This window comes from Blautia sp. DFI.9.10 (assembly GCF_024461705.1).
Lineage (GTDB): Bacteria > Bacillota > Clostridia > Lachnospirales > Lachnospiraceae > Blautia_A > Blautia_A fusiformis.
The window spans coordinates 1-22,160 of sequence record NZ_JANGAA010000008.1; the positions used below are offsets into that span (position 1 = coordinate 1).

Genomic DNA, 22,160 nt, shown 5'->3' on the forward strand with positions numbered 1-22,160 from the left:
GCTGCGGCCATGATCATGAAGAGCATGAGCATCACCATCACCACGACGGAGAGTGTGGATGTGGACATGACCACCACCATCATCATGCAGATGAGGTCTTCACAAGCTGGGGCCGTGAGACTATTAAAAAATATACACGTGAGGGACTTGAGAAGATCCTTGAGGCACTTTCCGAGTCTGATAAATACGGTATCATCCTCCGTGCAAAGGGAATGCTTCCGGCAGAAGACGGAACATGGATCTATTTTGATATGGTTCCGGAAGAAACTGAGATCCGTGAGGGTGCACCGGAATATACAGGCCGTCTGTGCGTGATCGGTTCTAAGCTTGACGAGCATGCACTGGAGGAGCTTTTCGGGATCGCATAAAGCATATGATAAAATAAATGTCCGTTTTGACGCAAAGCCAAAGCGGAATACAGATATAGATTGTTACAGAAAGGAAATAGATACTGTACATTAAATCGTACAGTATCTGATGGGATGGATTTATGGAAGAGACCAGAGTACCCGTTTATCTGATCACAGGTTTTCTGGAAAGCGGCAAGACCTCTTTCCTGAGCTTTACCCTGCAGCAGGATTACTTTCAGATCGATGGAAAAACACTGCTGATCCTTTGCGAAGAGGGTGAGGAAGAATATGATGAGGAAGCACTGAAACAGTGCAATACCGTTGTGGAGAGCATTGACAGTGAGGAAGAGCTTACACCGGAACGACTTGCGGTAATGGAGATCCTGCATCAGCCGGAGCGGGTGATCATTGAGTATAATGGCATGTGGCTGGTAAGTAAATTCGAAGAAATGGAAAAACCGGAAGGCTGGGGCGTGGAGCAGCATATCACCTGTGTGGATGCAAGCACATTCCAGGTCTATATGGCGAATATGAAGTCCCTTTTTATGGACATGGTCCGCAATGCGGATATGGTTATCTTTAACCGCTGCCAGGAGAACGATCCGCTTCCTTCTTACAGAAGAAGCATCAAGGTGGTGAACCAGCGTGCGGAGATCATCTTTGAGGATGAAGAGGGCGAGCTTGGTGATCTTTTTGAGGATGAGATGCCATTTGATATTGATGCGTCGGTGATCGATATCCTTCCGGAGGATTATGGTATCTGGTTTGTGGATTCCATGGATCATCCTGACCGCTATGTCGGAAAAACCGTTCACTTTAAAGCACGTGCCCTGAAGCCGCGTGGAATGGGAAGCAAATTCTTTGTTCCCGGAAGAACAGCCATGACATGCTGTGCAGATGATACTACATTTCTTGGTTACATCTGCAAGAGCGCTTTTGCTCCGAAGATCGCAGAAGGCCAGTGGGTGGATGTTACTGCGAAGGTTGCGTTTGAGAAGAGAATGGAATATCAGGGAGAGGGAATCGTACTTTACGCAGAGCATGTAGAAGTTTGTGAGCCACTTGCTGATGAGATGGTATATTTCAACTGATACGATCAGAGCATTTGTATGCCTTAAGGCATAAGAAGGCCTGACATTGAAATAGGTAGATTACAGCTGAGGAGTTTTTATGTATTTAATTGCAGGTTTGGGAAATCCGGGAAAGCAGTATGAGGCTACACGCCACAATATGGGCTTTGACACCGTTGACTGTCTTGTGGAGAAGCATAATATCCCGCAGGGCGGCGTAAAATTTAATGCCATGTATGGAAAAAGTATCATCGGCGGTGAAAAAGCTATTCTGATGAAACCGCTTTCCTATATGAATTTAAGCGGCGGTCCGATCCAGGAGATGTCCGGCTATTTCAAGATCGATCCGGAGACAGAGCTGATCGTGATCTACGATGATATCGATCTGGAGCCTGGGCAGCTTCGTATCCGCAAAAAGGGCAGTGCAGGCGGACATAACGGGATCAAGGATATCATCCGCCGCCTTGGAACTGAAAAATTTATCCGCATCCGTGTTGGTGTCGGTGCAAAACCGAAAGACTGGGATCTGGCAGATTTTGTGCTGGGTCATTTTTCGGACAGTGATCGCAAGCTTGTGGATGAAGGGATCAATGATGCGGCAGAGGCTGTGGAGATGATCCTGTCCGAGGGCGTAGATGCGGCGATGAATAAATATAACAGAAAAAAGCCTAAGAATTGAGGTTTGTATGGAAGCATTTTTGCATCCTCTGCAGGGTCTTGCAGAGTTTGGGGAAATAAAAAAGCGCTGTGGCGCAAACTGCGGAATTCTTAATGTTTCCGGATGCATGGAGTCCCAGAAGGTCCATCTGATGTATGGACTTTCCGGGCTTTTTCCATATCATCTGATCCTTGCGGATGATGAGCGCAACGCAAAGGAAATCTATGAGGATTACCGCTTCTATGACAAAAATGTATATTTTTATCCGGCAAAGGATCTTCTGTTTTTTCAGGCAGATATACACGGAAATCTTCTGATCCGGCAGCGGATGCGTGTGATCCGGGCACTTCTGGAACAGGAAGAAGTGACCGTTGTTACCAGCATTGACGGATGTATGGATTTCCTGATGCCGCTGGAAAAGATTAGAAGCAGACTTCTTCATTTTAAAAGTGACAGTGTGATCGATCTGGATCAGTTGAAGGAAGAGCTGGTAGAGCTGGGGTATGAACGCACCGGTCAGGTAGAGCTTCCGGGGCAGTTTTCTGTGCGTGGAGGAATCATTGATATCTATCCGCTGACAGAGGATAATCCTTGGCGTATCGAACTGTGGGATGATGAGGTGGATTCTATCCGGAGCTTTGATGCGGAAAGTCAGAGATCTCTGGAAAATGTAGATGAAATTACGATTTATCCGGCCGCAGAAAAGATGGACGGAGAAGATATGGTATCCTTTCTGGATTATTTTCCGGAAGAAAAAACACTGGTGTTTCTGGATGAACTGAACCACCTGGCAGAAAACGGCGAGGGTGTGGAGGAAGAGTACCGTCAGAGTCGTATGCACAGAGAGGAAAAAGGCGAGGCAAATCTTCCGGAGCAGTGGCTATGTGGCTTTCAGGAACTGCAGAAGAAGCTGAACAGACGGAATTGTGTGGCTGTATCCGCACTTTCTCCCAGACGTTCCGGATGGAAGATCAATGGGGAATTTGATCTTACGGTGAAGTCTGTAGATTCTTATAACAGCAGCTTTGAACTTCTGGTAAAGGATCTCCTTCAGTATAAGAGTCAGGGATACCGGATCGCATTGCTCTCCGGTTCCAGGACCAGGGCGGAGCGTCTGGCAAAGGATCTTTCAGAGGAAGGACTGAATGCTTTTTACAGCCAGGACATGGATCGTATCATCAGTCCCGGGGAGATCATGGTTGTCTATGGTCACGCAAGACGTGGCTTCCAGTATCCGCTAATCAAATTTGCAGTGATGACGGAAACCGATATTTTCGGCAAAGAGCAGAAAAAGCGTAAAAAAAAGAAAAAGTACAGCGGAAACAGGATCCAGGATTTTGCAGAGCTTTCCATTGGTGATCTTGTTGTTCATGAAAAGCACGGACTGGGTATTTACCGTGGAATCGAAAAGGTAGAGGTTGACCGTGTTGTGAAGGATTACATCAAGATCGAATACCGGGGCGGCAGTAATCTCTATATCCTGGCAACCCAGCTGGATGCTTTGCAGAAATATTCAGGATCCTCCGAAAATGCAAAAACGCCTAAGCTGAACAAGCTTGGCGGTCAGGAGTGGAATAAGACCAAGAGCCGTGTTAAGGGTGCGGTAAAAAATATCGCAAAAGAGCTGGTAGAGCTTTATGCAGTCCGCCAGGAGAAAGAGGGGTATGTCTGCGGACCGGATACCGTATGGCAGAAGGAATTTGAGGAGATGTTTCCCTATGAGGAGACAGAGGATCAGCTGGCAGCCATTGAGGATACCAAGAGAGATATGGAAAGCACTAGGATCATGGACCGTCTTGTGTGTGGTGACGTTGGTTACGGAAAGACGGAGGTGGCTTTAAGAGCTGCGTTTAAGGCAGTACAGGAAAGCCGGCAGGTGGTTTATCTGGTCCCTACTACCATTCTTGCCCAGCAGCATTACAATACCTTTGTACAGCGTATGAAAGAATTTCCGGTGAAGGTGGAGCTTCTCTGCCGTTTCCGGACATCTGCCCAGCAGAAAAAGACCATCGAAGGGATCAAAAAGGGGCAGGTAGATATTGTGATCGGCACCCACAGAGTTCTTTCAAAAGATGTGGAATTTAAAAATCTTGGACTTCTGATCATTGATGAGGAGCAGCGCTTTGGTGTTACTCACAAGGAGAAGATCAAGCAGATGAAAAAAGATGTGGATGTACTGACGCTGACGGCAACGCCGATTCCGAGAACTCTTCATATGAGTCTCATCGGTATCCGTGATATGAGCGTTCTGGAAGAGCCGCCGATGGATCGTGTGCCGATCCAGACATACGTTATGGAGTACGATGAGGAGACTGTTCGGGAAGCCATCCGCAGGGAGCTTCGCCGGGGGGGACAGGTGTATTACGTATATAATCGAGTCAATGACATTGCCGAAGTAGCCCTTCGGATATCCAGACTTGTGCCGGAGGCCAGAGTGGATTTTGCACATGGACAGATGAGTCAGAGGGAACTGGAGCAGGTAATGTATGATTTTATCAATGGAGATGTGGATGTACTGGTTTCCACCACTATTATTGAGACAGGACTGGATATTTCCAACGTAAACACTATGATCATCCATGATTCGGACAGATATGGCCTTTCCCAGCTTTATCAGCTCCGTGGGCGTGTAGGACGTTCCAACAGGACTGCTTATGCATTCCTGATGTATACCAAAAACAAGATGCTCCAGGAGACCGCGGAGAAACGGCTCAGCGCCATGCGGGAGTATTCAGACCTTGGAAGCGGTTTTAAGATAGCTATGAAGGATCTGGAGCTTCGTGGAGCAGGAAATCTTCTCGGTGCTCAGCAGCACGGGCATATGAACGCAGTTGGTTATGACCTTTACTGCAAGATGCTCAGTGAGGCTGTCAAGGAGGCAAAGGGAATCCGGACTATGGATGATTTTGAGACGACCATTGATCTCAATATTGATGCATTTATCCCGGATTCCTATATCGGCAACGAGTTCCAGAAGCTGGATATTTATAAGCGTATTGCCGGTATTGAAAGCCAGCAGGAATATGACGATATGCTGGAGGAGCTGATCGACCGTTTTGGCGAGCCGACAAAAGCTGTGCTGAATCTTCTTGCCATTGCAAGACTGAAGGCTCTTGCCCATCAGGGATATGTGACGGAGATCAAGCAGCTTGGAAAAGATGTCCGGATCACGCTCTATGAAAAGGCCAAGCTGGATCCCGCAGGTATCCCGGCTATTATGGCGCAGTACCGGAGAGGTTTGCAGTTTAAGGCTGATCATGAGCCGAAATTTATCCTGACACCACAGGGAAGGCTGATCGAAGAGCTGATGAAGTTTGCGGGGGAGCTGGCAAAACTGGCAGAGCCACTGGAGTAAAGGGAAGAATCAGCTAAGCTTAGGGTTATCCACGGGAAAAAACATCCGGTTTGTGGATACCGGATATTTTCCCGGAAAGACTTGTGGATAATTTGTGAAATGTCGTGTAAGTTCGTGAAATTCCTTGCTCTTAAAGGTGAAAACGTTTATAATCAAGTATTATGGAATAAGAGCCGGACCGTGATTCTTATGGACGGATAGATGGAGGATGAAATGAGAAATTCAGTAAAGAAAGCGGCAGTTACTGCTCTTGTCTGCGTTACAGCGGCAGGAATGATGGCAGGCTGCGGAAATAAAAAACTCGATGGTACAAAGATCGCAGTGACAGTCAATAAGCAGGAAATCCCGTTTGGCGTTGTAAGTCTGGCAGCACGTATGCAGCAGGCACAGGCTGAGGCAATGTACAAGATGTATCTTGGCGGTGGAAGCGATATGTCTATCTGGAGTACCAAAATGGATGATGATTCCGATGAGACTTACGGTGAAAATGCGGTAACAACTTCTGTTGAAACTGTTGAAAAGATGTGTCTGGAGAAAGAACACGCTTCCGAGTATGATGTTGAAATCACAGATGATGAGCAGAAGGCTCTTGAGGAAGCTGCCAAGAACTTTATGGCTGCCAATTCCGATGAGACAATTGCAGAGCTTGCGGTTGATGAAGATATGGTGAAGACTTTCCTCGAGCTTGAAACATACGATGTGAAGATGAAGGATGCCATTGAAGCCAAAGCGGACGTGAAGCTGGATGAGAAAGAATATCAGCAGATGTCTTTCAGCTATGCAAGTGCAAAGGTCAGCGGAGATGATCTTTCCGATGATGATATCAAGAAGAATAAAGAGAATCTTCAGAAGTTCTATGACAAGGTTAAAGAGGATCCGGCTGCAGATTTCAATACTCTTGGAGATGAGATCTCCAAGGATATGACCGCAACAACCGGAACATGCCCTACCTATGAGGAAGGTGATGACAGTGCTGCTAACGGAACTACTTATCCGGATGAGGTTCGTACCGCTTTAAGAAAGCTGGACGAGGGTGCACTGAACGAGGAGATCATAAAGACAGATTCCGTATGGTATGTTGTGAGACTGGATTCCAAGAATGATAAAACTGCAACGGAGAGTAAGAAAGAGTCTCTGACAAACACCAAGAAGGATGATTTTTATAATGATACAACAGATGGCTGGAAGAAGAAAGCTGATATCAAAGAAGAGAAAAAATTGATTAAGAAGATCAAGATCACAGATAATCATAGCTTTACGATCCAGACTCCAACTCCGACACCGGACCCGGATGTAACTGAGACACCGACAGCAGATTCTGCAGAGGCTGAGGCAACCGAGACACCGGCAGCTGAGGAGCAGACTGATGTGACCGAGACACCGGAGACAGAGGGAGATTCTGCAAAGGCTGATGAGGAGACTGCAGACAGTACAGAATCTGAGGCAGCTGCTACACCGGAAGCTGAGAAATAAGATACAATGTTTACAATGGAATGATAAGAGAAAAGACAACGAGCCGTGTACGGATTTATCGTACACGGCTCGTTTTTTGTAATACTCATGCCTGCTTTACGGATCATCAGATCAGATCGAGATGCTCCAGTGCGTGAAGAATCCCGTCCCTGTCGACTGCGCTTGTCTGGTATGTGCAGTGCTTTTCGATGCCTCCGTAAGCATTTCCCATAGCAACGCCGACTCCGGCAGCTTTCAGCATGGGAAGGTCGTTGGGACTGTCTCCGAATGCATAGCAGTTTTCCCTGGGGATGGAAAGGCGATCCAGGAGAAATTCCATGCCTGTGGCTTTGCTGGTACCCTTTTGTGTGACTTCCCAGATTCCGTCTCCGTGATCAAAATAGGTGTAATGATCATTACAGAAGCTGCGGAATTTTTCGACATCGGAATCCGGCAGCATATGTACCAGGAATTTGTCATAGGAGTAAGTGCAGGCATCCTCCCGATTGAATTTCGTGATGTCGACCATTGGAATTTCTTTTCGCATTTTGACTCCGAATTCGGACTGGGCCGGAGATGCGCCATCATACAGGATCTCAGTGTTGGATTCAAAAATTGCCTCGATCTTGCATTTGCGGAGAAGGTCTACGGTTTCCTTGCACAGAAGATTTGGGACTGTGCGGAAAAAAAGCAATTTGTTGTCCATGTAAATGTGGGTTCCACAGCCGTATATATAGCCATCGAAATGAAGCTCTGAGAGTGCAGAGGGCATCATTACTTTGGTGCGGCCGGTGTTGATGAAAAGAAGATGACCGTTTTCATGGGCTTTTGTGAGGGCGCGGCTGGTGCTCTCCGGAACCTTGAAGGGGTGAGGCGTAAGCAGTGTGCCGTCTATGTCGAAGAACAGGATTTTTTTATCGTTCATAAGGTCTCCTTTAAAATGGGATTTCTTCTTCGGTGTTACTGTTATCAATGTCAGTAATATCATTAACAGGAAGCGGTTCTGCGGATGTATCTTTAACAGAGTTCAGTGTGCTGACACGGATGCCGTTGAGTTCTATTTCACTTTCCATGGGGATCACAAGGCATTTTCGACCATCGATGATGCGGGTTTCTACCAGTTCTGCCCGGTCCGGTGCTACGTGGATCACCACGTCAGGGGTTTTGATCTCGAATTTCCGGGTGTTGGTGATGTTGGATGCTACCAGAGCTGATTTTTCTCCTGCGGCAAGCTCATACTGTTCATCGAAGTTCTGGAGCTTTTCGTCTTCTACGCCGCATTCTTCGAAGAGACGTTTGACTTCGGATTTGGTGAGGACAACAGGTTCCGGTTCGTCCTTCTGGGATTCGATGAGATCGTTGAGCTTTTCGTGGATCTCAAGGACTGTGTCGTAGGCACAGTCATCACCAAGGGTTTCTTCCACCAGAGCATTGAAGGAGTCACGCTGGGTTCCGGCAGATAGTGGTGTGGTGCAGCCGAAGACTTCTTCCATCATGGTGGAGCGGAGATTTTCGGCGTTTTTGGTGTAGTAGAGAAGTCCGTGGATATCGGTACTGCGGTCGTTGAACTGTGGGAAAAGGAAGCCCCAGTCAGGCATTTCTACCAGCCAGTCCCGGATACGGTCTTCAATATTGTTTGTCTCTGCATTGTAATGCAGGCCTGCTTTGGAGAGCTTGACCGGGCAGATACTGCAGAGGATGTGATCGTAGATCTCATCGGAAGCGTCGAACATTTCGGCACCGTCGGAGGATTTGCCGGGGATGTCGTAGACTGCGTGGATGAGGATGATGTAGTAGTTTTCACCGTAGTCGTAGTTTTCTATGATTCTGTCGTAGAAGGCTTCGGTGAGGGTGTCGTCGGTGAGTTTGCTTTTGCGGAGTTTCATGAGGAAGTTTTGGGTTCCGCCTTCGGTTTCCTGATCCAGAGGAAATTCCATGTTGATGAGGTTTTTTCCGATGGTGCCGGTGAGGGTTTTTCGGAAGATGTCGAAGTATTTGAAGGTTTCTTCCTCTGATAAGGATAAGAAGGCTTCTTTGAGTTCGGTTTTTTTGTTTTTTTCACCGTCTACGTAGCAGCCGCAGATGCGGGTGATGGAGCAGCGGTCAGGGGTGAATTGTTTTTTTATTTCTGCGATTTCTTTTTTGTTCATGTGTGGTTTACCTCGGTTTTTTAATTAGTTTGATTATAGCACAGGTGTTTGGTGGGGGCAAGATGACGCGGACGGACGTGTGAGATTTGCAGCAGAAGTCCGGGTGCCGTCGTTTCGCCTGGTCATACTAAGCGTCTGAGGTGTCTCACGGAGCGGCCGGCCCATAACTCGCCATGTACGCTGATGCGTACCTGGCTCAGACAGATGGGCCTTACCCTACGGCTTGTGGCCGCCGGGTACCTCTCCGTGAACCACCTCAGACGCTAAGTATGGACCAAGGCTCACTCCAAAGCACCCGGACTTCTGCTGCAAACCTCACACTGTGCGGTCATGGTGGGAGGGATAGAGTGGTCTGACGGGAGTTGGATGAGCCATCAGCGCTGCGCTGGATGGCTGGGAGGAAAGGCTGAGTTTCCTTGTGGTTTGGAGGGAGGTTGTGAGCGTCGGAGCGTTGCTGGACGCTGGAAGGTGGTGTCGAAATTTGGAGATGGGTTTTTGTGGTGTTGTGGTGGGATGTGTGGTATGATTTGTATATCTTATAAGATCTATCCATTTATTTGGTTTCTTTTTTGCTTCAATGTCTGAAGCGTTTTTTCAAAAATATTTATAAAAACTGTATACAGGGTTTCTGAAGTGTTTGGTTGATGGTATAATTGTATATACCAGAAGGAGTATTGTTTGAGAGATAATACGATTTTTGATGATGTTTTTCGTACTATGATGAAGAAAATGACGTTTCTGGTCGTGCCTTTGATCAATGATGTTTTTCATACATCATACCCGGCTGATGTGGAGATTGTGCAGCTACGTAATGAGTATCAGCGGGTGGATGGTGAGATTATTACGGATTCTCGGCTGTTGATCGGAAACAGGATTTATCATATAGAATGTCAGAGTACGGATGACACGACAATGGCTGTACGGATGATAGAGTATGATTTTGCAACTGCTGTTGAGTTTGCCAGAAAGCAGGGACGGAGGTATCGGATGGAGTTTCCACGTTCTTGTGTGTTGTATCTGAGAAATAGTAGGAATACGCCGGATTTTCTGGAAGTGGATGTGGTTTTTCCGGATGGGGGATGTCATTTGTACAGAGTGCCTGCCATTAAAGTAGAGAATTATACAAAAGATAAGATATTTGAAAAGAGTCTTCTTATGCTGCTTCCTTTTTATATCATGCGATATGAAAAAAGAGGGCATGAGATGAGTGAGAATCCACAACTTTTTCAGGAATTACTGAATGAATATGAAGTGATCCGGAGTAAACTGGAGGTAGAGATCACTGAATCTGGAAGGTCTGAACTGTTCAGTGATCTGATTGGACTGATAACTCGGATATCTGATCATATTTTCAGAAATGAGGAGAAAGTCCGGAAAGGAATAGGTGAGATTATGGGTGGACATGTTCTGGAACTGGAATCTGAGAAAAGGGCAAGACTGATGGCGGAAGCTAAGGAACAGGCTGAAGCACTGGGGCGAGAACAGGGAATGGCTCAGGGAATGGCTCAGGGAATAGCTCAGGGAATGGCGCAGGGAATAGCTCAGGGAATGGCCCAGGGGGAAGAACGACTTAGTGTTCTGATCAACAGGCTTATACTTGATGATCGTGGTAATGAGATCCAGAAGGTTGTTACAGATAAAGAAATGCGTGAAGCCATGTACAGAGAATATCAATTATAATAAGAAAAGATAAAGAGAATCCCCCACTGGTTTTGCTATCCATGGGGGATTCGTTGATTGATCTGAATCTTATAATACAGAATATCCGTAGCTGCTGACAATAGCGTCGATCTTCTGGCGGTTTTTGCACAGTGGGCAGTTGTCAGAGCGGTAGGAGTGATAGTCCGGGATGTCTCTGGCCTGAAAGATAGAGTGGACAGGGAGTGTGGCTACATTGTCTACACTGCTGTAGATGGCTGCCACGCCGCGGATCTTACCGCCATAGTACAGAACGCTTTCGATAGCTCGGTTCAATGTGGATCCGGTGGTGATGGAGCCATTTAGGATGAGGATGTTTTTTCCATTGATCATTGGTTCATAGTTGTCGCGGAAGATCATCTGCCCGGTGCTGTTGAACTCAGGGGTGATGACGTAGATGGTCTGGTGTGCGTTCATGGAAAGGACGCCGGCTTTGGTCAGTTCTTCGGCGAGATAAGCACCGATCACTTCAAGTCCGTCCATGCAGACGATGGTGTCTACCGGAATGGATGCTTCGTAATTTGCTGCGAGAGCGGATGCAATACGCTGTGCTTCAGCGCATCTGGATTTCATAGTAGTGAGATCCAGGTAGTGTGTGATATGGGATTGGGATGTTACGAAGTGTCCCGGAATCATTTTAAGCTGTATGCGGTTGTCAGTGCGTGCATAAATTTTTATGATGTTGTCCTGATCCATAATAAAAACCTCCTGTCGTGATCGTGTTTTACGTGGTTGTTCAGGAGAATTATCCTGAAGGATTACGAAACAGATTTATTTAACCGAATGCGGATTGCAAATATCCGATTAGCTGTGCATATTATACCATTAATTTCAAAAAAATGAAATAATATAATGCAAAATATATAAAAAATATTCAAAAAATCAAGCGTATTTGTTGAAAAATATCCAATATCATGAAAACTTTGACAATAGGATCATTACTATAGAGTGAAAGTACTTGTGAGTACGTAGTAAATTGGAAAGAGAGTGTCATATGTATTATTGCGTATAAAAAAGAGGAGGAGAATCCTTATGGATTCTCCCCCTGTGAGAGTGAGTCGATGTCAGCCTTCAATAGATACATATTTATCAGCTTCAATCTCTTCAGCTGCTTTTTTCGGAATAGAAAGTCTCAGAACACCGTTCTCAAATTTTGCATGGACATCTTCGTTTTTTACACCATTACCAACATAGAAGCTTCTGCTTGTGCTGCCGGCATAACGTTCACGGCGGATATAATTGCCTTTCTTGTCTTCCTCGTCTTTGTCAAGACCCTTGGCAGCAGAGATGGTAAGATAACCATCCTTCAGCTGTACCTGTACTTCATCTTTCTTAAATCCTGGAAGATCTACATCCAGCTCATAGCCTTTATCTGTTTCACGTACATCAGTTTTCATGATATTTTTTGCATGTTTGCCATAAAGAGGGTTCTTTCCGCTAAAGAAATTATCTCTGAATCCAAAATCATCCATCCAGTCATCAAATAAGTTTTCTCCAAATACACTCGGGAACATCATAAGTCATTTCTCCTTTCAAATTGAAAAGCCGTTCCGGTGGATCAAGAAATCCAACTGTTGCCGGTATATAGTTACCACTTCGGGTTATTCCGCAGTGGTGATCGTTTGGTTTTATTCTGAACATCTGGAAGTTCTTTTTTATCTTCTCCTTTGTTCTATATGTAATATAACACATGTTGTTAGCAAAGTCAAGAGGTGAGTGCTAAAAAATTGTGAAGAATTTGTGTTCCGTAAAATGAAAAACTAATTTCCACCTTTAGCCCTTTATGTTCTTATATTAAAAAGCGAATCGGACAAGGTCTGAAAAGCTTATGCAGATTGAACATTCTGCAATGTTATAATAACTTTAAAGCATAGAAAAAACCAAAAAAATCAATATAATAAGGCATATAGACAAAATGTATTAAAAAAATTTTTCGTACATTCTTCTGAGTTGAACAGACGATAGAAAGACAGTGTTCATGAGTATGCAGGTAAAGCAAAATGTAAATGAAAAAGTACAGGAGGAGAGAATAATGCAGAAAAAATATGCAGATTTTAAGCTTGGGGTACCGGATTATGTAACAGTGGAAACAGAAGAGGAGAGACTTGTGTGCCAGGGAGGGCAGACGACAGTAGCTGCCGGTGCAACTACTGTGGAATTTCAGGACGAAGGTGAACATGAGGATATATTTGTCACATCCGAGGATGCAGTAAGATGTGTGAAGCTGAGATGGAACTATAAGATCCCGAAATCAGCCAGATTTCTGGGAGATGCCTGGGAACGTACCTATGGTGATGCGGAATGGCATGGAATGAGCGGAAACCGTTATCTGCCATGGTATTTTCTGGCGAAGCTTTCTGAGAAGGTTCTCTGCTTTGGCGTAAAGGTCCGTCCTTCTGCTATGTGCTGCTGGCAGGTGGATACCAAAGGAATTACTTTGTTTCTGGATGTTCGCTGCGGAAATACAGGAGTACAGCTGAAAGGAAGAAAGCTGTGTGCCGCACAGATCGTCTGCATGGAAGCAGAAGGAGCAGATACTTTTGAAACTGCACAGAAATTCTGTGAAAAAATGTGTACAGATCCGATCTTCCCAGAGTTTCCGGTATATGGAAGCAATAACTGGTATTATGCTTACGGTGACAGCTCCGAAGAGGAGATCTTAAGTGATACCGATTATATCCTGAAACTGACCGAAGGTGTAAAAAATCCTCCGTTCATGGTCATTGATGACTGCTGGCAGGAGCATCACCGCCTGGATGAATACAACGGTGGACCCTGGACAAAAGGCAATGCCAGATTTCCGGATATGAAAGGTCTTGCAGACAAGCTGGAGAAAAAAGGTGTCCGCCCGGGTATCTGGGTCCGTCTGCTTCTTAATGAAGATGAGAATATCCCGGATGAGTGGAGGATTTCCTATAATGGCTGTCTCGATCCGTCCCACCCGGATGCACTGGAATATATCCGTAAAGATATCGAGAGGATCTGTGATTGGGGATACACGCTGATCAAGCATGATTTTTCTACCTTTGATCTCTTTGGGAAATGGGGATTTGAGGCGAATTTAAGAGACAATTCCATGGAGAAATGGCATTTTTATGATCAGACCAAAACCAGCGCAGAAATCGTAAAAATGCTTTATCAGGAGATTTATGATGCTTCCCGGAGCAACAACGCAGTGATCATCGGCTGCAATACCATCGGACATCTCGGCGCAGGCCTGATGCATCTGAATCGGACCGGTGACGATACCAGCGGACGTATCTGGGAGCGTACCAGACGAATGGGCGTAAATACGCTGGCATTCCGTCTTCCGCAGCACAATACGTTTTACCATATTGATGCAGACTGTGTCGGTATTTTCGGAATGATCCCATGGGAGAAAAATCGTCAGTGGGCAGACGTTCTTGCAAAGAGCGGTACACCACTGTTTGTATCCGCAAAACCTGGAGTTTTGAATCCGGAGGAATTTGAGGAGCTGCATCAGATCATGCTGCGTGCATCAGAACAGGAAGAGCATTTTGTTCCGCTTGACTGGGAAGAAATCGACTGCCCGGAGGTATGGGGAGAAAACGGCGAAACTATCACTTATGACTGGTTTGACAACGAAGGTCCGACCATGGATGCTGCGGTGGAATATTATAATGCCAAGGTAGTTGTTCCGTAAATCAGGAAAAGTGGTTCAGCAATCCAGAAGATCCTCGGCATGATGATATTTTTCCCGGTATTCCCGTGGCGTCATGCCGGTTTCTTTTTTGAAGGCACGGGAAAAGGCAAATGGATTTTGATATCCGCAGGAGAACGCCACGCTGGAGACAGGGATATCCGTGATGGTCAGAAGCTCCCGGGCGTTGATGATCTTGGCTGAAGTCAGGAATGCTTGGGGTGTGGTTCCAAGATGTTTTTTAAAAAGTCCGTAAAGGTGGCTGCGGCTGATATGGAGATAGTCAGCAACATCTGTCACAGTGATATTCTGTAGCGGACTTTTTTTGATGTAATCAACAGCCTGTGTGATGTAAAAATTATCGTTGGATTCCATGGTGGTGTAGGAAGCATGAAATTCTTCCTCCAGCAGGGCAATGATCCGGTAAAGACCGCTCTGGATATAGGCCTCACCGGAAGGCGTCAGTTGTGGATGAGCCATCATTTCAAGAATGGTTTCCTGATAGGGAAGAACCGAATTTAGCTGCTGGACCGGAGTTTCTTCAGTAAGATGACAGTGTTCACAAAGTATGGGAGCATTTTCTCCATTGAAACAGATCCAGATATAAGTCCAGGGATCAGAAGGCTCTGCTTTGTAGAGAGAGCTGGTCACAGGAGGAATGAAAAAGCACTGTCCGGCTTTCAGGGTATACTTCCGGTTATTCATATAGAAATAGCCCTGCCCGCTCAGCACAAAGTGAATGGTGTAATACCGCCGTACACCTGGACCATAGGACTGCTCCGGTGTACATTTTTCCCAGCCGCAGGAAATAAGATGAAGTTCTTTTGATGAAGTCTGGCGGTTCATGACCTGCTTGTTTTTCATGAGAGTTTTCTGCCTTTCGATATATGGTTATTATAAGTAATATCAGTTTAAAATATTTGATCTGAGGTGTAAAGAACAAAGATGAACTGATAGGACAAAAGACAGTTGCCGTGCGATAAACGTGTGGCAGCTGTTTTTCTGTTTTCTGCAAAAATTCAGATGTAATGCAGGCATTGTCTTGACACTTGTAAAAGAAAAAGGTTTACCACCAGGAAAAATATCGTTATAATAGGAGAAACGCAGTTTCTCTGCGGCAAAAATATAACGGTCCGGGAGATATCTGTGTCAGAAATATTGCTTATCCGGTGATATATCAGATGATATGAGGAATTTTCCGGTATGTAATAAGAAGGGAGAAAGATATGGCATATTTAGGTGAAGAGATCAAAAAACTTGGTTTTGGCCTTATGAGACTTCCGCAGAAATCAGAAGGTGTGATCGATGTGGAGCAGACCAAAGTCATGGTGGACAAATTTATGGAAGCCGGATTTACATATTTTGATACAGCATGGGCTTATGCAGGAAGCGAAGATGCTATCCGCGAAGCGCTGGTAGAGCGTTATCCGAGAGAAAAATATCAGTTAGCCACCAAGATGGCAGCCTGGATCAACTGCAAGACAAGAGATGAAGCTCTTGCACAGTTTAAAACATCTCTGGAGAGAACAAAGGCAGGATATTTCGACTTTTATCTTCTCCACAATCTTGGAGAGCACAGAACAAAATATTTTGATAAGTACGGTTTATGGGACTGGATCCATGAACAGAAGGAAGCCGGTCTGATCAGACATGCAGGATTTTCGTTCCACTCCACACCGGAGGAGCTGGATGCACTTCTCACTGCACATCCGGAAATGGAATTTGTACAGCTGCAGATCAATTACGCAGACTGGGAAAATCCGGTGATCCAGTCAAGAGCCTGCTACGAGGTAGCCAGAAAACATGGAAAACCGGTCATTATCATGGAACCTGTAAAAGGCGGCATGCTTGCAACTCCGCCGGAAGCAGTGGAAAAGCTTCTGAAGGAAGCAGAGCCGGAAGCATCCACAGCATCCTGGGCGATCCGTTTTGCGGCAAATCTGGAAGGCGTGATCACCGTACTTTCCGGAATGAGCAATGTTGCACAGATGGAGGATAACCTTTCCTTTATGAAGGATTTCAATGGTCTTACTGACAGTGAGAAGGAGACTCTTGATAAGGCAAGAGAGGCTATGAGCAAAATTCCTCTGATCCCATGTACAACCTGTAACTACTGTGCAAAGGTCTGTCCGATGGAAATTGGAATTTCCGGTTCTTTTACAGCAATGAATTATCTGACATTGTACGGAAATAAAGCCGCCGCAGCGCATCAGGAAGACTGGCTGGTAGTCAGTCATGGCAGAAAGCGTGCAGATAAATGTATAAAATGCGGACAGTGTGAGGAAGTATGTCCGCAGCATATTTCCATCCGCGAGGAACTTGAGAAAGTAAGCGAGGCTTTTTGCAAATAAAGGAACTGATCCGGCAGGAAGCGGATCAGGGTAAGGAGAGAGTTTAAAAATGGAAAAATTCAAAGCATTTCTAAAACGGAAGGATATCGAGATCTCTCTGAAGAGATATGGTATCGATGCACTGGGAGCTATGGCACAGGGACTTTTCTGTTCCCTGCTGATCGGTACGATCATCAACACCATTGGCACACAGTTTCACATTCCGTTTCTGACTATGGCAGTTGCCACAGTCAATGATACCCAGTATACAGTAGGTTCTCTGGCATCTGCCATGAGCGGCCCTGCCATGGCAGTAGCCATCGGTTACGCCTTGCATTGCCCGCCGCTGGTATTGTTTTCGCTGATCACCGTTGGATTTGCCTCCAACGCACTTGGCGGAGCAGGCGGTCCTCTGGCTGTACTGTTTGTTGCCATTGTTGCGGCTGAGATCGGTAAGGCAGTTTCAAAGGAAACAAAGATCGATATCCTTGTAACGCCTCTTGTAACCATCGGTGTGGGCGTAGGTCTTTCCGCATGGTGGGCACCGGCTCTTGGAAAAGCTGCCATGAAGGTAGGAAGCGTGATCATGTGGGCAACAGATCTGCAGCCATTCTTTATGGGAATCCTGGTTTCTGTATTTGTTGGAATCGCACTGACGCTGCCAATCTCTTCTGCTGCGATCTGCGCGGCTCTGGGACTTACCGGACTGGCAGGCGGCGCTGCAGTAGCGGGCTGCTGTGCGCAGATGGTAGGTTTTGCGGTCATGTCCTTCAGGGAAAACAAATGGGGTGGTCTTGTCTCTCAGGGAATTGGAACTTCCATGCTCCAGATGGGTAATATTGTCAGAAATCCAAGGATCTGGATTGCTCCGATCGTAACATCTGCTATCACAGGACCTATTGCAACCTGCTTGTTCAGGCTTCAGATGAACGGAACTGCTGTATCCTCAGGAATGGGTACCTGCGGTTTTGTAGGTCAGATCGGTGTGTATACAGGATGGATGAATGATATTGCAGAAGGAACCAAGACAGCTGTTACAGCTATGGACTGGGCAGGACTTTTTCTGATCTCTTTTATTCTCCCGGCAGTTCTCTGCCCGTTGATCAATATGTTTGTACGTAAGCTCGGATGGGTGAAAGATGGAGATATGACGCTGTCATAAGCTATATCAGATCTTACTTTAAAATCAAAAAAGAGTATCACAGGAACTCATTGATAGTGATGAGCTTTGTGATACTCTTTTATTTTAACTTTTATGCTACATGTGATCCGGTGGCATTATTCCGTTCCAGTCCACAGGCCTTTGCATATTCATGGAGTTTCTCTTTTGCGGAATAATTCAGATTCTGAGGAACTTGGATCTGAATGGTTACATACTGATCACCGCGGACGGAAGGGTTCTTCATGGAAACAATGCCTTTTCCTCTCAGGCGGATCTTGGAACCGGACTGCATACCTTCCCTGATCTTACAGATAACATTTCCGTAAAGGGTGGGAACGGTGGCTTCACCGCCGAAAACAGCGGTTGTGTAAGGAATAGAAATGGTGGTATAAACATCCGATCCCTTTCGTTCATAGCCAGGACGTGTTCCTACGGTAACCTTCAGAAGAAGGTCACCAGGCTCACCGCCGCCGGTTCCGGGCATGCCTTTTCCTTTCAGACGGATACTCTTGCCGGTATCAATACCTGCCGGAATATGAATCTGAAGTGTCTGCGGTGCACCGGAGCTTCCGTCCGGACCGGACAGAGAGATCCTTTTATCTGCACCAAAAGCTGCCTCATCAAAGGTAACGTTGATGCTGGCCTTCACATCAGAGCCTTTTTGCGGAAAATCCTGTTGATGGAATCCGCCGAAGCCGTTGCCACTGTGAAAGCCACTTCCGCCAAATCCACTGTGAAAGCCGCCACCGTTACCGGTGAAATGCTCATATGTGCCATTGCTGCCGAAACCGCGGCTTTCGCCGTGACTGCCGTGGAACATATTTCCGAAGATATCACCAAAAATATCGTCCATATTTTCACCGTTAAAATGAAATTCCTGATAGCTGCCATTGCCGCCACCCTGGAATCCGCCGAATCCACCGGCACCTGCGCCGGCTCCAGGATCAGCTCCTGCTTCAAATGCGGCATGACCAAACTGATCATACATTTTTTTCTTCTTTGGATCACTTAAGACATCGTAGGCTTCGTTTACTTCTTTAAATTTATCTGCGGCATCTGCATTACCGGCGTTTGTATCCGGATGATATTTTTTGGCCAGTTTACGATAGGCTTTTTTTATTGTTTTTTCATCTGCGTTCCGGTCAATGCCCAGAACATCGTAATAATCTCTTTTTACTGCCATGGTATTCACCTTCCCTTATATTATAGTCTGCAGCGTCCCGGATGATCGATCTGTCCTCTCAGAGGACAGATCTCCCGGACTGTCATATATTGAACGTATGCGTATAAAATTCCCCGGGAAAAATCCCGGGGGCATTACTTTTATCCTGTTCTATATGTAATATAACACTGATAATTAAAAGTGTCAATACCTGCATTGTGGAAAAGAACATTTTGGACTGCAATAAGAGATATGATTCTTACAGCTATCAGCTAAAAATATGATATAATACTACCATAAATTCCGGTGCGGTCTGCTCAGTAAATAAAAAACAGAGAGAGCCGCAGATCAGAGAAAGATCCAAAAAAGAAAAGGAGGCGTATAATATGAGAAAAAGAACTCTTCTGTCCCATATAAAGGCAGTAAAAAGGCTGGTACTTCTGACACTTATACTGGCAGCAGCTTTTCCGGCGACGATCCGGGAGGCAAAGGCAGCAGCAGGAACCACTTTTAAAGTCAAAGTCACAGATGGATACCTGGCTCTCCGGAGTGAGAAGGCTTTTGACAAAGGCAATGAGATCGGACAGCTGAATACAGGAGATCTTGTGGAAGTTACAAATCGGAAGGACGCTACCTACTGGTATGCATACGTGCCAAGACTGGATAAATCCGGATATCTGGACAAAAACTATATCCAGATAGTAGAGAACGCCACAGCTTCCAACGATTCCTGGACAGTAAAGGTAAAAAAAGGCTATCTGGCTCTTCGAAGTACCGCAGCTTACAATGACAGTAACGAGATCGGACGTCTGAATACCGGAGATGTCGTTCTTGTAAAGGACAGCAGTGATTCTACTTACTGGTACGTATATGCTCCGGGGCTTGATAAATCCGGATATGTGGATAACCGGTATATTTACAACAGTGGTCTGTGGACAGTTAAAGTAGAAACTGGTTATCTTGCCCTTCGCAATAAGGCAGCCTATAATGAAAGCAATGAGATCGGACAGCTGAATACCGGTGACACGGTTCAGGTGAAGGACACCAGCAACGATCAGTACTGGTATGTATATGTTCCGCAGCTGGATAAGACCGGTTATGTTGACAGGAACTATCTTACCGGAGGCTCAGGTACGACAACTCCATCCATGACTGTTAAAGTGGAAAGCGGCTATCTGGCTCTGCGCAGTACAAAGGCGTATGACAAGGACAATGAGATCGCCCAGCTGAATAACGGAGATACGGTAGAAGTCATTGAGAAGAAAGACAGTACTTACTGGTATGTATATGTTCCGAAGCTTGGAAAAGAAGGATATGTAGATAAGAACTACCTTAAATAAAAAGATAAAGGATGCTTGTTGCCGGATCTGCCTGAAGAGGAACAGAAAGCCGGAACAAGAAACGGGGAGGCAGAAAGATGACTCTGGCACAGCTCAGATATACCATAGCAATTGCAAAAGCCGGATCTATGAACGAGGCAGCAAAAAGCCTTTATATTTCTCAGCCCAGTCTTTCCACGGCAATCCGGGAGCTGGAAGCAGAAACCGGTGTTGAGATCTTCCGAAGAACGAACCGAGGAATCGCCGTAACGCCTGCAGGCGAAGAATTTCTGGGGTATGCAAGGCAGGTGGTGGAACAGTACGAACTGATGGAAGCCAAATATATTTCCAAGGAACAGTCACGCAAAAAATTCAGTGTTTCCATGCAGCATTATACCTTTGCAGTTAATGCCTTTGTGGAGCTGGTAAAGCAATTCGGCATGGATGAGTACGAATTTGCGGTCCACGAGACCAAGACGCATCAGGTCATCGAGGATGTCCGTAATTTCAAGAGTGAGATCGGGATCCTCTACGTAAATGATTTTAACCATAATGTACTTGCAAAAATGTTTCACGAGTATGGTCTGGAGTTTCACGAACTTCTCAACTGTCGGATCTACGTTTATATGTGGAAGGGGCATCCTCTGGCGAAGCGTGAGAAGATCACGCTGGAAGAACTGAAGGAATATCCGTGTCTGTCCTTTGAACAGGGAGGAAATAACTCTTTTTATTTTGCGGAGGAGGTTTTGAGCACCTATGAATACAAACGGCTGATCAAAGCCGATGACAGGGCTACTATGCTGAACCTGATGGTAGGACTGAATGGATATACCTTATGCTCCGGTATTATCTGTGAGGATCTTAATGGTTCCGATTACTGTGCTGTGAAGCTGGATTCCGATGAGATCATGACGATCGGTTATGTTGCCAGAAAGGGTGTTAACATCAGTGCCCTTGGGAAAAAATATCTGGAGGAGATTTCTAGATATAAGGATAAAGCACTGAAATAAGAGAAAATAAAATCTGACAGATCACTGCCGGAGAAGACGGGAAAAGCTTCTGGTATTTATGATACCGGAGGGTTGTTTCCCTGTGTATTCTCAGATACGTAGCGATGCGTATCATGCAGGAATCTGTCAGATCTTTATTTACATTAAAAGTTTTTGGCAGTGGAAATTTTATTCTGCAAGCCGATCACACACGGATCACAAAACCATCTTTACGCGGTTTGGCTGTTGGATACTCACAGTCACGGTATCCAAGAACACAGTGGCCCACGCCGATATATTCCTCCGGAACACCCCACTGCTTCTTCAGCTCTTTTCCTTCCTCGGAGTCAAAAACTTCTCTTGCACGGTGAATCCAGCAGGAGTCCACGCCGAGAGCATGTGCGGCATTCATGAGATTTCCCATCACAAGACTTCCGTTTTCCACACAAGTGCCCATTTTGCTGTCGGAAAAGACAATGATCACAGTTGGGGCGCCGTAGAACGGATCTGAGGTGCTGCCCATAACAGCTGCGTTCATTTTGGAAAGCCTTGCAACCAGCTCCGGATCCTGTGTCACTACCATAAGAGTGCTCTGCTGTCCCATGCCGCTGGGGGAATATTTTCCTGCTTCCAGGATCGTATCCAGAGTTTCTTTCGGAACAAGTTCTTTTTTGTAGGCGCGGATGCTTCTGCGTTCTAACAGGTTTTTGATGCTTTCATTCATGATCATTACCTCCTGATGTTAAATTTTGTTGAAAATATTTTCTGCAAAAGAAAGTAAATTTCTTTTTATTCTGATAAAAA

Annotated in this window: 18 protein-coding genes; 11 read left to right on the forward strand and 7 right to left on the reverse strand. The window is 45.7% G+C overall.

Features of this window, described 5'->3' with window-relative positions:
• The 5 genes from NE671_RS06520 to NE671_RS06540 all read left to right on the forward strand — a co-directional run.
• The coding region (locus NE671_RS06520) for a GTP-binding protein (protein ID WP_237971953.1) at positions 1 to 368 on the forward strand (368 nt) is incomplete at its 5' end.
• Between the two features lie 122 nt (positions 369 to 490).
• Entirely contained in the window at positions 491 to 1,441 is a 951-nt protein-coding gene (locus NE671_RS06525; RefSeq protein ID WP_173740362.1) for a TIGR03943 family putative permease subunit, read from the forward strand.
• 79 nt (positions 1,442 to 1,520) lie between these two features.
• A complete protein-coding gene (gene pth / locus NE671_RS06530) occupies positions 1,521 to 2,099 on the forward strand; it encodes an aminoacyl-tRNA hydrolase (RefSeq protein WP_173740363.1) in 579 nt (192 codons plus the stop codon).
• Between the two features lie 7 nt (positions 2,100 to 2,106).
• A complete protein-coding gene (gene mfd / locus NE671_RS06535; protein WP_173740364.1) occupies positions 2,107 to 5,433 on the forward strand; it encodes a transcription-repair coupling factor in 3,327 nt (1,108 codons plus the stop codon).
• 213 nt (positions 5,434 to 5,646) lie between these two features.
• Positions 5,647 to 6,906, forward strand: coding sequence for a hypothetical protein (locus NE671_RS06540; RefSeq protein ID WP_049946995.1), 1,260 nt, complete (start codon positions 5,647 to 5,649; stop codon positions 6,904 to 6,906).
• 106 nt (positions 6,907 to 7,012) lie between these two features.
• Here the strand turns inward: NE671_RS06540 and NE671_RS06545 are convergent, their stop codons facing one another.
• Positions 7,013 to 7,810, reverse strand: a complete 798-nt coding sequence (locus NE671_RS06545) for an HAD family hydrolase (protein WP_244095939.1) — start codon at positions 7,808 to 7,810, stop codon at positions 7,013 to 7,015.
• 10 nt (positions 7,811 to 7,820) lie between these two features.
• Positions 7,821 to 9,035: a DUF4317 domain-containing protein gene (locus NE671_RS06550; protein WP_173740365.1), complete on the reverse strand. Its 1,215-nt coding sequence runs from the start codon at positions 9,033 to 9,035 to the stop codon at positions 7,821 to 7,823.
• 678 nt (positions 9,036 to 9,713) lie between these two features.
• Between NE671_RS06550 and NE671_RS06555 the strand changes: the two genes are divergently transcribed.
• Positions 9,714 to 10,715, forward strand: a complete 1,002-nt coding sequence (locus NE671_RS06555; protein ID WP_173740366.1) for a hypothetical protein — start codon at positions 9,714 to 9,716, stop codon at positions 10,713 to 10,715.
• A 69-nt stretch (positions 10,716 to 10,784) separates the two neighbouring features.
• On the opposite strand, the gene NE671_RS06560 is transcribed toward NE671_RS06555, so the two are convergent.
• Together NE671_RS06560 and NE671_RS06565 are read right to left on the reverse strand one after the other, a co-directional pair.
• Positions 10,785 to 11,429 (reverse strand): orotate phosphoribosyltransferase, encoded by a 645-nt coding sequence (locus tag NE671_RS06560; protein ID WP_173740367.1) that lies wholly within the window; start codon positions 11,427 to 11,429, stop codon positions 10,785 to 10,787.
• Between the two features lie 368 nt (positions 11,430 to 11,797).
• Positions 11,798 to 12,250, reverse strand: a complete 453-nt coding sequence (locus NE671_RS06565) for an Hsp20/alpha crystallin family protein (RefSeq protein WP_015525518.1) — start codon at positions 12,248 to 12,250, stop codon at positions 11,798 to 11,800.
• Between the two features lie 515 nt (positions 12,251 to 12,765).
• Between NE671_RS06565 and NE671_RS06570 the strand changes: the two genes are divergently transcribed.
• On the forward strand, positions 12,766 to 14,397 hold the full coding sequence (locus tag NE671_RS06570) for a glycoside hydrolase family 36 protein (protein WP_243874131.1): 1,632 nt from the start codon (positions 12,766 to 12,768) through the stop codon (positions 14,395 to 14,397).
• Between the two features lie 15 nt (positions 14,398 to 14,412).
• Here NE671_RS06570 and NE671_RS06575 read toward each other — a convergent pair whose 3' ends face one another.
• Positions 14,413 to 15,258, reverse strand: a complete 846-nt coding sequence (locus tag NE671_RS06575) for an AraC family transcriptional regulator (RefSeq protein ID WP_173722346.1) — start codon at positions 15,256 to 15,258, stop codon at positions 14,413 to 14,415.
• 362 nt (positions 15,259 to 15,620) lie between these two features.
• On the opposite strand from NE671_RS06575, the gene NE671_RS06580 reads away from it, so the two are divergent.
• Both NE671_RS06580 and NE671_RS06585 read left to right on the forward strand, forming a co-directional pair.
• Positions 15,621 to 16,745, forward strand: coding sequence for an aldo/keto reductase (locus tag NE671_RS06580; RefSeq protein WP_092071758.1), 1,125 nt, complete (start codon positions 15,621 to 15,623; stop codon positions 16,743 to 16,745).
• Positions 16,746 to 16,794: 49 nt separating this feature from the next.
• Complete coding sequence (locus NE671_RS06585) at positions 16,795 to 17,886, forward strand: PTS transporter subunit IIC (protein ID WP_015525523.1); 1,092 nt, start codon at positions 16,795 to 16,797, stop codon at positions 17,884 to 17,886.
• A 91-nt stretch (positions 17,887 to 17,977) separates the two neighbouring features.
• Here NE671_RS06585 and NE671_RS06590 read toward each other — a convergent pair whose 3' ends face one another.
• Entirely contained in the window at positions 17,978 to 19,069 is a 1,092-nt protein-coding gene (locus tag NE671_RS06590; RefSeq protein WP_092071756.1) for a DnaJ C-terminal domain-containing protein, read from the reverse strand.
• Between the two features lie 365 nt (positions 19,070 to 19,434).
• Here NE671_RS06590 and NE671_RS06595 point away from each other — a divergent pair, with 365 nt between their 5' ends.
• Both NE671_RS06595 and NE671_RS06600 read left to right on the forward strand, forming a co-directional pair.
• Entirely contained in the window at positions 19,435 to 20,388 is a 954-nt protein-coding gene (locus NE671_RS06595; protein ID WP_059086225.1) for an SH3 domain-containing protein, read from the forward strand.
• A 77-nt stretch (positions 20,389 to 20,465) separates the two neighbouring features.
• Positions 20,466 to 21,377 (forward strand): LysR family transcriptional regulator, encoded by a 912-nt coding sequence (locus tag NE671_RS06600; protein WP_092071754.1) that lies wholly within the window; start codon positions 20,466 to 20,468, stop codon positions 21,375 to 21,377.
• Positions 21,378 to 21,561: 184 nt separating this feature from the next.
• On the opposite strand, the gene NE671_RS06605 is transcribed toward NE671_RS06600, so the two are convergent.
• Positions 21,562 to 22,080, reverse strand: coding sequence for a nitroreductase family protein (locus NE671_RS06605; protein ID WP_118514133.1), 519 nt, complete (start codon positions 22,078 to 22,080; stop codon positions 21,562 to 21,564).
• Positions 22,081 to 22,160: the final 80 nt, after the last annotated feature.